The 14,039-nt window shown below is 65.3% G+C and carries 8 protein-coding genes, 1 tRNA gene and 1 pseudogene; 7 read left to right on the plus strand and 3 right to left on the minus strand.

The window, feature by feature from the left end:
• A pseudogene (locus AC630_RS26130) lies at positions 1–210 on the plus strand (hypothetical protein); the annotation flags it as partial.
• A gap of 87 nt (positions 211–297) precedes the next feature.
• Here AC630_RS26130 and AC630_RS45635 read toward each other — a convergent pair.
• The 3 genes from AC630_RS45635 to AC630_RS26145 all read right to left on the minus strand — a co-directional run bounded on the left by AC630_RS45635 (position 298) and on the right by AC630_RS26145 (position 2,485).
• Positions 298–459 carry a hypothetical protein gene (locus tag AC630_RS45635; protein WP_167561287.1) on the minus strand — a complete coding sequence of 54 codons (162 nt, stop codon included), beginning with the start codon at positions 457–459 and terminating at the stop codon, positions 298–300.
• 902 nt (positions 460–1,361) lie between these two features.
• The gene (locus AC630_RS26140; RefSeq protein ID WP_074121297.1) at positions 1,362–2,138 is read right to left on the minus strand and encodes an FkbM family methyltransferase; all 777 of its coding nucleotides are present in this window, start codon (positions 2,136–2,138) and stop codon (positions 1,362–1,364) included.
• Between the two features lie 270 nt (positions 2,139–2,408).
• Positions 2,409–2,485 (minus strand) — tRNA-Arg (locus AC630_RS26145).
• A gap of 365 nt (positions 2,486–2,850) precedes the next feature.
• Here AC630_RS26145 and AC630_RS26150 point away from each other — a divergent pair.
• From AC630_RS26150 to AC630_RS26175, 6 genes are all read left to right on the plus strand, one after another.
• Entirely contained in the window at positions 2,851–8,055 is a 5,205-nt protein-coding gene (locus AC630_RS26150) for an alpha-2-macroglobulin family protein (RefSeq protein ID WP_074121298.1), read from the plus strand.
• A 95-nt stretch (positions 8,056–8,150) separates the two neighbouring features.
• A complete protein-coding gene (gene pbpC / locus AC630_RS26155) occupies positions 8,151–10,259 on the plus strand; it encodes a penicillin-binding protein 1C (RefSeq protein ID WP_074121299.1) in 2,109 nt (702 codons plus the stop codon).
• A 50-nt stretch (positions 10,260–10,309) separates the two neighbouring features.
• Positions 10,310–12,052, plus strand: a complete 1,743-nt coding sequence (locus AC630_RS26160) for an ArnT family glycosyltransferase (RefSeq protein ID WP_074121300.1) — start codon at positions 10,310–10,312, stop codon at positions 12,050–12,052.
• A gap of 1 nt (position 12,053) precedes the next feature.
• On the plus strand, positions 12,054–12,899 hold the full coding sequence (locus tag AC630_RS26165; RefSeq protein WP_074121301.1) for a phosphatase PAP2 family protein: 846 nt from the start codon (positions 12,054–12,056) through the stop codon (positions 12,897–12,899).
• A gap of 65 nt (positions 12,900–12,964) precedes the next feature.
• Positions 12,965–13,699: a glycosyltransferase family 2 protein gene (locus AC630_RS26170; protein WP_074121302.1), complete on the plus strand. Its 735-nt coding sequence runs from the start codon at positions 12,965–12,967 to the stop codon at positions 13,697–13,699.
• Positions 13,696–14,034, plus strand: coding sequence for a lipid-A-disaccharide synthase N-terminal domain-containing protein (locus AC630_RS26175; protein WP_074121303.1), 339 nt, complete (start codon positions 13,696–13,698; stop codon positions 14,032–14,034). The genes AC630_RS26170 and AC630_RS26175 overlap by 4 nt, the downstream gene beginning before the upstream one ends.
• Positions 14,035–14,039: the final 5 nt, after the last annotated feature.

Genomic DNA, 14,039 nt, shown 5'->3' on the forward strand with positions numbered 1-14,039 from the left:
GGCGGCGCCATCGTCGGCGGCGTGCTCGGCGGCCTGATCTCGGGCAACGCAACCGGTGCGGCCGCAGGTGCGGTTCTCGGTGGCGCGACCGGCGCGATCGCCGGCGCTACGGCCGCATCACGCCCCGGTTACTATTTCGCCCAGGGCAACTGCTACTACCGTTATCCGAGCGGCCAGTATGTGCAGGCCGACCCCCGCGCGTGTTACTGAGTTTTTGAGCAATATCTGAAGCGAAGAGGCGGGCGCAGGCCCGCCTCTTTTGTTTTGGGCCGGCTGATCGATTGATGGAATCGCGCGTCAGGATACGAGCCAGCTGAAGAATGCGATCGCCGCCCAGACCAAGCCTCCGATCCAGGCCAGCATCACGATGCCGATGGTCGCGAGAATAGCGACGCCGAACAGGCCGGATCGTTCTCGCTGCGCCGGGACGTGAGCCTCGGTTGCTGCTTCTTGCGTCATGACGGCCACCCACGCTTTCTCGCGCCTTTGGGAGCGGGTTGAGAGCCTGTTTAGCGGAGACGCCGGGCGCCGGCTGTGACGCAATTCACAGATACGCCGGAATAAGCGAAAGCAGCAGGGAAACTACCCCGCATTCATACGGACGAAATTGCCATCGAGGAATCCTTGTCATGAGAAACTGGATCGGCGTGGCGCTCGTCGCAGGTGTAGCGTCGTTGGCATCGACGGCATTACTGACGACCGCCGAGGCGGCGCAGCAGCAATTCGTCAGCCAGAGAGCAGAGTGTTGCAGAACTGTCGATTTTACCCCGCGTCGCCGACACGTTGCGCGCTACAGAAACGTTGATCGTTCATATATGGGCTTCCACTATCGCCCCTATCAAATCTACTCATGCGCTTATGCGCAGCCGTACTACTCTCGATCATATCCATGCTACGGGCCTGTGCCGTATGCGTACGGGTTCAAGTACGGTCCGTTGTGGTGGTGAAGACGAAGCATACGCCGCTGCGCTTAGGGATGGAGGTGCTGTTGCACACCGGCCGACGCCGAGAGGCTTGGCTGGCAGCACCTGACGAAAGATGGCTTTGTCATCACCACCAAGAAGTCACAAGGCCACGTTGAATTATGCATTCCCGTGCATCGCGACTTGGCACGGCTTCATCGCCGAGTGCCCGAAGGACGGACCCGCCTTCATTGCAACCATTCGCGGCCGCGCGCGGCGAGAAAGCCTTCTCGGCTTGGATAAGCGAAGCGGCAGCAGAGGCCCCCCGAATCGTCGCCTCGCGGTCTGCGCAAGTCAGCGTGTCGTCGGCTGGATAGCGGTCGTCGAGGTCGATAGCTTGGTGACGCGCGATCGTATTCAAGCTGCGGTCAGACGTCTCAGGGAGCTCTACGACCTGACCTAGAGCTCTTCAACACCGGCTAGCGTCGACTGGCATGGTAGGCGGGCCTTGCGCATACGCGCGAAAATATCGCCGTAGTGATGGGGTGCAGCGCACTTCGGGAACGCTTGTAAAAACTCGTCCTGGTCCATCCATCTGGGCAAAAGCCAATCCGAGTCTTCGGTCCCTACCAGGTTGAACTCGTAAGAGTCGAGCTTGGAAAGGTGGCGTAGACATTCGCTGATCTTGGCTATCCCCTCCACGTCACAGTGGTACTCAATGCTGAGTGCTCTGATTGGTGTCGAGAGGCCTTTTAGAACTTCGACCTCAAAACCCTCGACATCGATTTTGCAAAACGACGGGACGCCATGCTTTGAGATTTCAGCGTCAAGGGTGGTGACGGGAACAGCAATTTTGCCGGTAAGGTTCGATAGTTGCCAATTCGGTTTTAGGCTGGCCATTCCGGTCGAAGTGGTGAGAAACAATTCGGCTGAGCCTGGGCGCGCCCCAACAGCGCTCTGAACAACGGTGATCCGGTTTCCCCTAGCGCGGACTTCCCGCGCCAAATCCGGCTGTGGTTCGAAGGCAACGACCCGAGCACCCAGGTCAAGCATGAGTTCCGATCGGGCGCCAATGTTGGCGCCAACGTCGAAGGCCAAGTCTCCCGGGTTGATAAATTCGGCGAGCAGGCGCCTGTGGCCACTCAAATCTTCACGAGTTAGCAAGCGATGAATTGCCCTTGCGGGCTTATAGATGCCAAGAGAAATCGTCAGGTGTTTGATGGCTGAAAGGCTCATTTCTCGCCCTCGCAGGTCACAACGCTACCCCTCGTTGCTCCTCCCGCCTAGCCCCTAAGGAGGGGCAACTGGCGTTCGATCCCTCAGGGGAACGTCAGCCTGTCGTGTTCCCCGAACTAATGGCCCTGCGCGAGCCGTCGATCGCGCGCCAAGGTAGGGCCGCGCGCGAGTGACGGGATGGAGGTCGTTGTGACCCACCAGAACAGGGGTGCCAAAAGGTGAGAAAACGAGGTCTGTTTTCCGTAGTGAAATCAAAGGCCCTTGGAGCACTGGCGATCCCGGCAGGACTCGAACCTGCAACCCGCGGAGTAGAAATCCGCTACTCTATCCAGTTGAGCTACGGGACCGTACCTGGGCCGGCCTCGGCTACCGCCCGCCGGTCTTCTACCATTGCACATATGAAAAATCCTCAAGCGCGCCAAGCCTGAACCGAACCGTTTTCCCACCAGAAGCGACAAAGCGGAGCGGCGGAGTGCGTTTTGAGGGCCTCGCGACGCGGCGGCGAGCCGTGTCGCGGCCGGGACATGCTTTGCCGGGTACATCTTGTCCTCTACCGCTGCCGTGTTTGCGGCGGCCTTTGGCGGCTCTGGGCTTGCCTTGACATGGCGAATGCGACGATCTGCACCTCTGGTTCCATCGCCTTGAGTCCGTCACCTTTCCGCGCACTTCATGCTGCCCGCGGCGTTCGTCCGCGATTTCCGGGAGTCCATTCATGATCGGTCTGGTTCGCGCCGTCACACTCTGCGCCACGCTGGCGTTCGGCCTTGCGACTGCGCAAGGAGCTGACAAGGCCTTCAGGCGCGACGATCTCGTCGATTCCGCAATCAAGCTGGAGGCCCAGATCAAGAGCGAGGCGGGGCCGGTCGCCAAGACCGGCGCGACGCTGCGCACCGACGCCGACGCCGCCTTCCGGCGCAACGATTTCCGCACGGGTCTGTCCGTCCTCGGCCAGATCGCGGCGACCACGCCCGAGGATGCCGGCAACTGGCTGCGGCTCGCCAAGGTCATCTTCCAGATCACGCCCAAGAGCTCGAGCGAGCAGACGTTCCTACTGGAGCGCGCCTCGACCGCCGCCTACATCGCCTACATGCGCGCCGGCAATCCGGGCGAGGAGGCCGATGCACTCGCGGTGCTCGGCAAGTCGCTAGCCGAGCGCAAGCTGTGGCGGCCGGCGCTGGACGCGCTCCGGCTGTCGCTGGACATGCGCGAGGTCGCCGACGTCCGCGGGCAATATGAGAAGATGCGCGACGAGCACGGCTTCCGGCTGCTCGACTATACCGTGGACTCGGACTCGGCGAGCCCGCGCGCCTGCTTCCAGTTCTCGGAAGAACTCGCCAAGCGCACCGATTTCGCGCCGTTCCTGGCGCTCGCAGGCCAGGACAAGCCGGCGCTGTCGGCCGAGGGCAAGCAGCTCTGCGTCGACGGGCTGAAGCACGGCGAGCGCTACAACATCAACCTGCGCGCCGGCCTGCCGTCCACCGTGATGGAGGGCCTGCCGAAATCCGCCGAGTTCAACATCTATGTCCGTGACCGCAAGCCGTTCGTGCGCTTCACCAGCCGCGCCTATGTGCTGCCGAGGACCGGGCAGCGCGGCATTCCCGTGGTCAGCGTCAACACGCCCGCGGTCAACATCAACGTGTTCCGGATCGGCGACCGCAATCTGATCAACACGGTGGTGGACAGCGATTTCCAGAAGACGCTGTCAAAATACCAGCTCAGTGATCTCGGCGGCGAGCGCGGCATGAAAGTCTGGTCCGGCGAGCTCGCGACCGCGATGACGCTGAACCAGGATGTCACAACTGCTTTCCCGGTCGACCAGGCCCTCGGCGAGCTCCAGCCCGGCGTCTACGTAATGACGGCCGCGGCCAAGGGACCGGGCTCGGACGACGACTACCAGCTCGCCACGCAATGGTTCATCATCTCTGATCTTGGCGTGTCGGCCTATTCCGGTAACGACGGCATCCACGTCTTCGTCAACTCGCTGGCCTCGACCGATCCGGTCGGCAAAGCGGAGGTGCGGCTGGTTGCCCGCAACAACGAGATCCTGGCCACCCGCAAGACGGACGACAGCGGCCACGTGCTGTTTGAGGCGGGGCTCGCGCGCGGCGAGGGCGGCCTGTCGCCGGCGCTGCTCACGGTCACCGGCGATAAGGCCGACTATGCCTTCCTGAGCCTGAAGGCCTCTGCGTTCGACCTGTCCGACCGTGGCGTCGCGGGCCGCGCGGTCCCGGCAGGCGCAGACGCGTTCGTCTATGCCGAGCGCGGCGTCTATCGCTCCAACGAAACCGTCTATCTCACCGCGCTGCTCCGCGACGGGCAGGGCAATGCCGTCACCGGCGGCCCGCTGACGCTGGTGATCGAGCGCCCCGACGGCGTCGAATTTCGCCGCGCCGTGCTGGCCGACCAGGGCGCCGGCGGCCGCACGCTCGCCGTGCCGCTCAACTCGGCCGTCCCGACCGGGACGTGGCGGGTGCGGGCCTTCACCGATCCGAAGGGCTCTTCGGTCGGCGAGACCACCTTCATGGTCGAGGACTACGTCCCTGATAGGATCGAATTCGACTTGTCCGCCAAGGACAAGCTGATCAAAGCTAACGCTCCAGTGGAGCTTAAGGCGGACGGCCATTTCCTCTATGGCGCGCCCGCATCCGGCCTGCAGCTCGAAGCGGATATGCTCATCGCGCCGGCTGCCGAGCGGCCGGGCTTTACCGGCTACCAGTTCGGCGTCGCCGACGAGGAGACCACCTCGAACGAGCGCACGCCGCTGGAGAACCTGCCGGAGGCCGACGCCAATGGCATTGCGACCTTCCCGGTGACGCTGGACAAGCCGCCGGCCTCGACCCGCCCGCAGGAGGCGCAGATCTTCGTCCGCATGGTCGAGACCGGGGGCCGCGCAGTCGAGCGCAAGCTGGTGCTGCCGGTCGCACCCGCGGCCGCCATGATCGGCATCAAGCCGCTGTTCGGCGACAAGAACGTCGCCGAGGGCGACAAGGCCGAGTTCGACGTCGTGTTCGTCTCGCCCGAGGGCCAGACACTGCACCGCGACGGCCTGCGCTATGAGCTCCTGAAGATGGAGTCGCGCTACCAGTGGTATCGCCAGAACAATTACTGGGAGTATGAGCCGGTCAAGTCGACGTCGCGCGTCGCTGATGGGGATGTCACTGTTGCGGCAGACAAGCCTTCGCGGATTTCGCTCACCCCTCAGCCTGGCCGCTATCGCCTCGACGTGAAGTCCAACGACGCGGACGGCCCGGTGACCTCGGTGCAGTTCGACGTCGGCTGGTATTCCGACGGCAGCGCCGACACTCCGGATCTGCTGGAAACCTCGATCGACAAGCCGCAATACGCTTCCGGCGACACCATGACGGTGTCGGTCAATGTTCGCAACCCCGGCAAGCTCACCGTCAACGTGCTCGGCGACCGCCTGCTGACGACGCAGACCATCGACGTCAAGGAAGGCACCGCACAGGTGAAGCTCCCGGTCGGCAAGGACTGGGGCACTGGCGCCTATGTCGTGGCGACGCTGCGCCGTCCGCTCGATGCGGCTGCCCAGCGCATGCCGGGCCGGGCGATCGGCCTGAAATGGTTCGGCATCGACAAACAGACCCGCACGCTCGCGGTGAAGCTGACGCCGCCGGCGCTGATCCGGCCGAACGCGATGCTGAAGATCCCGGTCAAGCTCGACGGGCTCAATCCGGGCGAGGACGCCAAGGTCGTTATCGCTGCGGTCGATGTCGGCATCCTCAACCTGACCAACTACAAGCCTCCGGCACCGGACGACTATTATCTGGGCCAGCGCCGCCTGACCGCCGAGATTCGCGATCTCTACGGCCAGCTCATCGACGGCATGTCGGGCACCCGCGGCCAGATCAAGTCCGGCGGCGATGCCGGGGCGGCCGAGCTGCAGGGCTCGCCGCCCACGCAAAAGCCGCTCGCGCTTTATTCAGGCATCGTCACGGTCGCCGCCGACGGCACCGCCGAAGTCAGCTTCGACATCCCCGAGTTTGCCGGCACGGCGCGCGTGATGGCCGTGGCGTGGACTGCGACCAAGCTTGGCCGTGCCAACACGGACGTTGTGATCCGCGATCCCGTGGTGCTGACCACGACCCTGCCGCGCTTCCTGCTCAACGGTGACCACGGCACAGCCAATCTGGAGATTGACAATGTCGAAGGCCAGGCCGGCGATTACGTTATCAACGTGAAGACGGGCGGCCCGGTGAAGATGACCGGCAATCCCGCCACGACAGTCAAGCTCGCCGCCAAGCAGCGCAATTCCTTCTCGCTGGCGCTCGACGCGACCGCGGCGGGGCAGGCGACGCTCGATGTCGACATCAAGGGACCGAATGGCTTGGCGCTCGCGCGTCACTATGCGTTCGACGTCAAGGCAGCAACGCAGGTGCTGGCGCGACGCTCGATCCGTACCCTTGCGAAGGGCGAGAGCCTGACACTGACCTCGGACATGTTCTCCGACCTGGTGCCGGGCACGGGCGGGGTCTCGGTCTCGGCGAGCCTGTCGACCGCGCTCGATGCGGCGACGATCCTCAAGGCGCTCGACCGCTATCCCTATGGCTGCTCGGAACAGATCACGAGCCGCGCCATGCCGCTGCTCTACGTCAACGAGCTCGCGGCCGGCGTGCACCTGGCCATGGACACCGAGGTCGACCAGCGCATCCGCGATGCGATCGAGCGGCTGCTGGCGCGCCAGGGTTCGAACGGCTCGTTCGGCCTCTGGTCGGCCGGCGGCGACGACGCCTGGTTAGATGCCTACGTGACGGACTTCCTGACCCGCGCCAGGGAAAGGGGCTTTGTGGTGCCGGACGTGCTGTTCAAGAACGCGCTCGACCGCATCCGCAATTCGGTGGTGAACGCCAACGAGCCGGAGAAGGACGGCGGGCGCGATCTCGCCTACGGCCTCTACGTGCTCGCACGCAATGGCGCAGCGCCGATCGGCGACCTCCGCTATCTCGCCGACACCAAGCTCTCCAACCTCGCAACGCCGATCGCGAAGTCGCAGCTTGCCGCGGCGCTGGCGCTGGTCGGCGACCGCAACCGCGCCGAACGCGTCTATGGTGCCGCGCTCGACAGCCTCGCCCCGAAGCCCGTGCTCGAGTTCGGCCGCACCGACTACGGCTCGCAGCTCCGCGATGCCGCAGCACTGGTCTCGCTCGCGAGCGAAGGCAACGCGCCGAAGGCGACGCTGACGCAGGCGGTGTCGCGGGTCGAGACCGCGCGTGGGCTCACGCCCTACACCTCCACGCAAGAGAACGCGTGGCTGGTGCTGGCGGCGCGGGCGCTCGCCAAGGAGAACCTCTCGATCGAGGTCGACGGCCAGCCGGTCAAGACTGCGCTTTATCGCAGCTACAAGGCCGCGACGCTGGAGGGCAAGCCGCTGAAGATCACCAACACCGGCGATGCGCCGGTTCAGGCGGTGGTCTCGGTGTCGGGCTCGCCTGTCACGCCTGAGCCGGCCGCTTCGGCCGGGTTCAAGATCGAGCGCAACTATTTCACGCTCGATGGCAAGCCGGCCGATATCAGCAAGGTCAAACAGAACGATCGCTTCGCCGTGGTGTTGAAGATCACGGAGGCAAAGCCCGAGTACGGCCACATCATGGTGTCGGACTATCTGCCGGCGGGCCTCGAGATCGACAATCCGAATCTGGTGTCGTCGGGTGACAGCGGCACGCTGGACTGGATCGAGGATGGCGAAGAGCCGGAGAACACCGAGTTCCGCGACGACCGCTTCACAGCGGCGGTCGACCGCGCCTCGGACTCAAAGGCGGTCTTCACCGTGGCCTACGTCGTGCGCGCGGTCTCGCCCGGCAAATACGTGCTGCCGCAAGCCTATGTCGAGGACATGTACAACCCCTCGCGCTACGGCCGCACCGGGACGGGCTCCGTCGAGGTGCGGGCGGCGAAGTGAGTGGTGATTGGATGAAGGAAGCCGAGCCTCACACTCAGTCGTCGTGCCCGGGCTTGTCCCGGGCATCCACTGCCTTTGGTGCGGTTGGCGAGAACGTGGATGGCCGGGACAAGCCCGGCCATGACGGAGCAAGAGGCGCAATCATGCGCGTCCTCTCCGTCGCCGCGCTCGCCTTCATCCTTGCCATCGGCGCCTTCGTCGCCTGGGTCTATTCCCTCGACCCGCTGCCGCTCGACGAGGCGCGCAATGTCTCCACGACGGTCGTCGACCGCAACGGAAAACTACTGCGGGCCTACGCCATGGCGGACGGGCGCTGGCGGTTGCCGGTTGATGCCAAAACCAACGTCGATCCGACCTATCTCAAACTGCTGTTCGCCTATGAGGACCAGCGCTTCTATGCGCATGACGGCATCGATCCGCTGGCGCTGGGGCGCGCCGCATTGCAGCTCACCACGCGCGGCCACATCGTGTCCGGCGGCTCGACCATCAGCATGCAGCTCGCGCGGCTGATGGAGCCGCGGCGGCAGCGCTCGCTCTATGCCAAGCTGCACCAGATTGTGCGCGCGATCGAGCTGGAGCGGACGCTCAGCAAGGACGAGATCCTCAATCTCTACCTCGCGCTCGCGCCTTACGGCGGCAATCTCGAAGGCATCCGCGCCGCTTCGATCGCCTATTTCGGCAAGGAGCCGAAACGGCTGTCGCTGGCGGAGGCCGCATTGCTGGTCGCGTTGCCGCAGTCGCCGGAGACGCGGAGGCTGGACCGCTACCCCGACGCCGCGCGCAAGGCCCGCGACCGCGTGCTCGATCGCATGGTCGAGGAGCACCAGGTGCGCCTCGATGATGCGCGGCAGGCCAAGGCCGTTCCGGTGCCGAAGCTGCGCAGACCGATGCCGATCCTGGCGCCGCATGCTTCCGACAGCGCGCTTGCGACGATCAAGGACGCACCGATCATCAAGCTGACGCTGGATGCCAATCTCCAGAAGGCGCTGGAGCTGCTGGCGCGCGACCGTGCCATCGCATTGGGGCCGAACATTTCGGTCGGCATCATCGTGGTCGACAATGAGACTGGCGACGTGCTGGCGCGCGTTGGCTCGGCTGATTATTTCGACGACAGCCGGGCAGGGCAGGTCGATATGACTCGCGCCATTCGCTCGCCGGGTTCGACGCTAAAGCCCTTCATCTACGGGCTCGCCTTCGAGGACGGCTTTGTCCACCCCGACAGCCTGATCGACGACCGGCCCGTCCGCTTCGGCTCCTACGCGCCGGAAAATTTCGACATGACGTTCCAGGGCACGGTGCCGGTGAAGAAGGCGCTGCAATTGTCGCTGAACGTGCCCGCGATCGCGTTGCTCGACAGGGTCGGGTCGAGTCGTCTGGCATCTCGGCTGCGCCAGGCCGGCGGCAATCTGGTTCTGCCCAAAGACGAGGCGCCGGGGCTCGCCATGGGGCTCGGCGGCGTCGGCGTGACGCTTCAGGATCTCGCCCAGCTCTATGCGGGGTTCGCCCGGCTCGGCACCACCAAGCCGTTGCGCGAGGTCATGACTGGCAAGGACGACCGCGAGCCGCTGCGGCTCATGGACCAGGTCGCGGCCTGGCAGGTCGGCAACGTGCTGCTCGGCACGCCGCCGCCGGAGAACGCCGCCCACAACCGCATCGCCTTCAAGACTGGCACCTCCTACGGCTACCGCGATGCCTGGTCGGTCGGGTTCGACGGCCGCATGACCATCGGCGTCTGGGTCGGCCGGCCCGATGGCGCGCCGGCTCCCGGCTTGATCGGCCGCGTCGCCGCCGCGCCCATCCTGTTCGACGCCTTTGCCCGGACCGGCAAGACGCTTGCCCCATTGCCCAAGCCGCCAAAGGGAACCCTGGTCGCCAGCAACGCGAAGCTGCCGCTGCCGCTGAAGCGGTTCCGCCCGGTCGGGGAACTCGTCCGGGCCGGCGGCGAGCAGGCTCCGCATATCCAGTTCCCGCTCAACGGCTCGCGGATCGACGTCGATCGGTCAGGGGTGGCGGAGGCCGCGACCATGCCTGTGAAGGTCGCCGGCGGGGTCTTGCCGATGACAGTCATGGTCAACGGCACGACGCTCGGCGAGATCGACGGGCGGCGCCAGCGCCTGATTGATCCGCCCGGTCCCGGCTTTGCCCGGCTCACCGTCATCGACGCCACTGGCGCCGCGGACACAGTTGTCATTCGAATTCAATGACCCTGCCTTAAGCGGTTGTGGCGATGGCGGTTTCAGCGTAAGCGGAACCAATGGCCGAGACCTACCCAACTCCCCGTTTTGGAGCGCCCCGCGAGCCGAAATCGCCCGTGAATCCGGGCAACCGACTCGTGCGTCTGCTCGATGTCGTCACGGCCAGCCACGCCCGCGCCGTCGCCTTCCTGGTGCTGTGCGCGCTGCTGCTCTTCCTGCCGGGCTTCTTCACCATCCCGCCTGTTGACCGCGACGAGGCGCGCTTTGCCCAGGCCACCAAGCAGATGGTCGAGAGCGGCGACTATGTCGACATCCGCTTCCAGGAGGACGTCCGCTACAAGAAGCCGGTCGGCATCTACTGGTTGCAGTCGGCAGCGGTTGAAGCCGCTTCGGCGCTCAGGCTGCCGAAGGCCGAATTGCGCATCTGGGTCTACCGGATTCCGTCGCTGATCGGTGCGATCGGCGCCGTGCTCATGACCTATTGGGCGGCGCTCGGCTTCGTTACGCGGCGCGCAGCGGTACTCGCTGCACTCTTGATGTGTGCCTCCGTTCTGCTCGGCGTCGAGGCACGGCTCGCCAAGACCGACGCGATGCTGCTGTTCTGCGTGGTCGCCGCGATGGGCGCGATGGCGCGGGCCTATCTGTCCTGGCAGCGCGCCGAGGACGAGACGCGTCCGCCGTGGAGCTGGCCCGCGATCTTCTGGACCGCGCTCGCGGTCGGCGTCCTGATCAAGGGGCCGCTGATCCTGATGTTCGCGGGGCTCACCGTGGTGGCGCTGGCGATCCAGGACCGCGACGCCTCCTGGCTGTGGAAGCTGCGCCCGGTCTGGGGCCTGATGTGGATGCTGGTGCTGGTGCTGCCCTGGTTCATCGCGATCTTCTGGCGCGCGGGCGATGCCTTCTTCGCCGACTCGGTCGGCGGCGACATGCTGAGCAAGATCGGCGCCCAGGAATCCCATGGCGCGCCGCCCGGGCTTTACCTCGTTCTGTTCTGGATCATGTTCTGGCCCGGCGCGCCGCTCGCGGCGATGGCGGCACCCGCGGTGTGGCGGGCGCGGCGCGAGCCGGGCGCGCAATTCCTGCTGGCCTGGTTGATCCCGTCCTGGATCGTGTTCGAGGCGGTGCTGACCAAGCTGCCGCACTATGTGCTGCCGCTCTACCCCGCGATCGCGATCCTCACCGTCGGTGCACTGGAGCGGAGCGTGCTGTCGCGGTCCTGGCTGATGCGCGGCTCGGCCTGGTGGTTCGCGATCCCTGCGGCCGCCTCGATCATCGCGGTGGTCGGCGCGGTCATGCTGACGCGGCAGCCGGCCTTCGTGGCTTGGCCGTTCATCGCGGCCGCGCTGATCTTCGGCCTGTTCGCCTGGTGGCTCTACGACAACAATCGCGCCGAGCGCTCGCTGCTCAACGCGCTGGTGGCTGCCCTGATGCTGGCAGTGACGGTCTACGGCATCGTGCTGCCGTCGCTGACCCCGCTGTTTCCGAGCGTCGAGATCGCACGCGCGCTTCGCAACGTCACCTGCGTCGGGCCGAAAGCGGCTGCTGCCGGCTACCACGAGCCGAGCCTCGTCTTCCTGACGGGTACCCAGACGCTGCTCACCGACGGTTCGGGCGCGGCCGACTTCCTGCGGCAAGGAAGCTGCCGCTTCGCGCTGATCGAGCAGCGTTCGGAGCGCAGCTTCGTGCAGCGCGCCGAGGCGATCGGGCTGCGCTACAAGGTCGGCGCGCGCATCGACGGCTATAATTTCTCGCAAGGACGCGCGATCTCGATCTCGATCTTCCGTTCGGAAGGCACCGAGTAGGATGCCGGCCTCCACCGACATTGCTCCACGCCCGGGTTATCCCGCACAATTGTTTGCCGTTTCGGGGCGTGCCTTGGCGCAACTCGTGCGCGCGCCATCGCATTCGCAGCGGGCCGTCGCCGCCCGAAAACTGGCGCGGCATTCGCTGTGGCTCAGCGCTGCGGGTGCGGCCCTGGTCATCGTGCTGATGGTCGCGTTCGATCAGACCGAGATACTGCTGATGCCAGCGCGCGGCACGCCGGGTCTGTGGCCGATCCGCATCCTCACCGATTTCGGCAAGGACGAGTATGTGCTCTCGGTGCTGGGGGCTGCGCTGGTGGTCGTGGCGCTCGTTGCGGCTGGGATGCACGGCACCCGCCGTGCGCTGCTGCTCGGTCTCGGCACGCGGCTGCAGTTCATGTTTCTGTCCGTTGCCGTGTCCGTGTTCGTGGCAGAGGTCCTGAAATATCTGATCGGTCGCGGACGTCCCTTCGTCGGCGGCAAGGCCAATCCGTTCAACTTCATACCGTTCGAGGGTACGGGGGCTTATGCCAGCCTGCCGTCGGGGCATGCGGTAACGGCGTTCGCATTGGCGTTTGCGGTCTCGGCGCTGTGGCCGCGCCTGCGCGTGTTCATGTTCACTTACGCAATCGTGATCCTGCTGACGCGTCTGGTGCTGCTCGCGCACCACCCGAGTGACGTCACAGCCGGCGCCCTGCTTGGCATCGTCGGCGCCATGGCGGTCCGCTACTGGTTTGCGGCGCGCCGGCTAGGCTTTGCCATCCGTGCGGATGGCACCATTGTGCCCCTTGCTGGGGCGGTCTCGGGCCGCCTCAAAAGGGTTGCCCGCGGGGCATCCGCCCCATAAAAGCGGCTGCCTGCCGGGGCTGCCGGTTCCCCGGGGCAGGCCAATTCCAACCACGAGCTTTCGATTTGTCGACGTCCCAGCCTTCGGTTTCCATCGTCGTTCCCGTGCGCAACGAAGCCGACAACATCGCGCCGCTGATCGCGGAGATCAGCGCGGCGCTGGATGGGCGCTGGGCCTATGAGATCATCTACGTCAATGACGGCTCGACGGATGCGACCGGCGAGCGGCTCGCCGCCATCATGCAGCAGCGGGACAATCTGCGGCAGCTTCGTCACGCCAAGTCGACCGGCCAGTCGGCGGCGGTGCGCAGCGGCGTGCGTGCGGCACGCGGCCCGATCGTGGCGACCCTCGACGGCGACGGCCAGAACAATCCGGCGTTCCTGCCGGACTTGATCGCGGCCGTCGAGAAGAGCGTGCGCGTCGGGCTCGCCGCAGGCCAGCGAGTCGGGCGCAAGGATACCGGCTTCAAGAAGTTTCAGTCGCGCATCGCCAACGGCGTGCGCGGGTCGATCCTTAACGACGGCACGCGGGACACCGGCTGCGGCCTGAAGGCGTTCCGGCGCGATGTGTTCCTGATGCTGCCCTATTTCGATGGTCTGCATCGCTTCCTGCCGGCGCTGGTGCGCCGGGAAGGCTACGAGATCGCCTATGTCGACGTGATCGACCGGCCGCGCCATTCCGGCGTTTCAAACTATGGTTTCTTCGACCGGCTGTGGATCGGCATCATGGATCTCGCCGGCGTGTGGTGGCTGATTCGTCGCAAGAAGCCTACGCCAGATGTGACTGAGGTGAAGGCATGATCATTCAATACGGTCAGGCGGTGAGCAATTTTTTCTACGACGTATTCGTCGCCAAGTTCGATTTCTGGCTCGCGTTCGGCCTGGTCGCGCAACTGTTCTTCACCGCGCGATTTCTGGTGCAGTGGATCGCGAGCGAGCGCGCTGGAAACAGTGTGGTGCCGATGGCGTTCTGGTTCTGCTCGATGGGCGGTGGCCTGATGACTCTGATCTACGGCGTCGTGAAGCGCGAGCCGGTCATCATCATGGGACAGTTGTTTGCGACCATCATTTATCTTCGCAACATCATGCTGATCTGGAAGAACCACGGCACCGCTTCGAAGACGCTGGATCGCTGATCCCG

Source organism: Bradyrhizobium sp. AS23.2 (genome assembly GCF_001908185.1).
In the GTDB taxonomy this organism is placed as follows: domain Bacteria; phylum Pseudomonadota; class Alphaproteobacteria; order Rhizobiales; family Xanthobacteraceae; genus Bradyrhizobium.

Coding starts and splice junctions, on each gene's coding strand:
- AC630_RS45635 (WP_167561287.1), bottom strand. CDS start 459: ATGACGCAAGAAGCAGCAACCGAGGCTCACGTCCCGGCGCAGCGAGAA.
- AC630_RS26140 (WP_074121297.1), bottom strand. CDS start 2,138: ATGAGCCTTTCAGCCATCAAACACCTGACGATTTCTCTTGGCATCTAT.
- AC630_RS26150 (WP_074121298.1), top strand. CDS start 2,851: ATGATCGGTCTGGTTCGCGCCGTCACACTCTGCGCCACGCTGGCGTTC.
- AC630_RS26160 (WP_074121300.1), top strand. CDS start 10,310: ATGGCCGAGACCTACCCAACTCCCCGTTTTGGAGCGCCCCGCGAGCCG.
- AC630_RS26165 (WP_074121301.1), top strand. CDS start 12,054: ATGCCGGCCTCCACCGACATTGCTCCACGCCCGGGTTATCCCGCACAA.
- AC630_RS26175 (WP_074121303.1), top strand. CDS start 13,696: ATGATCATTCAATACGGTCAGGCGGTGAGCAATTTTTTCTACGACGTA.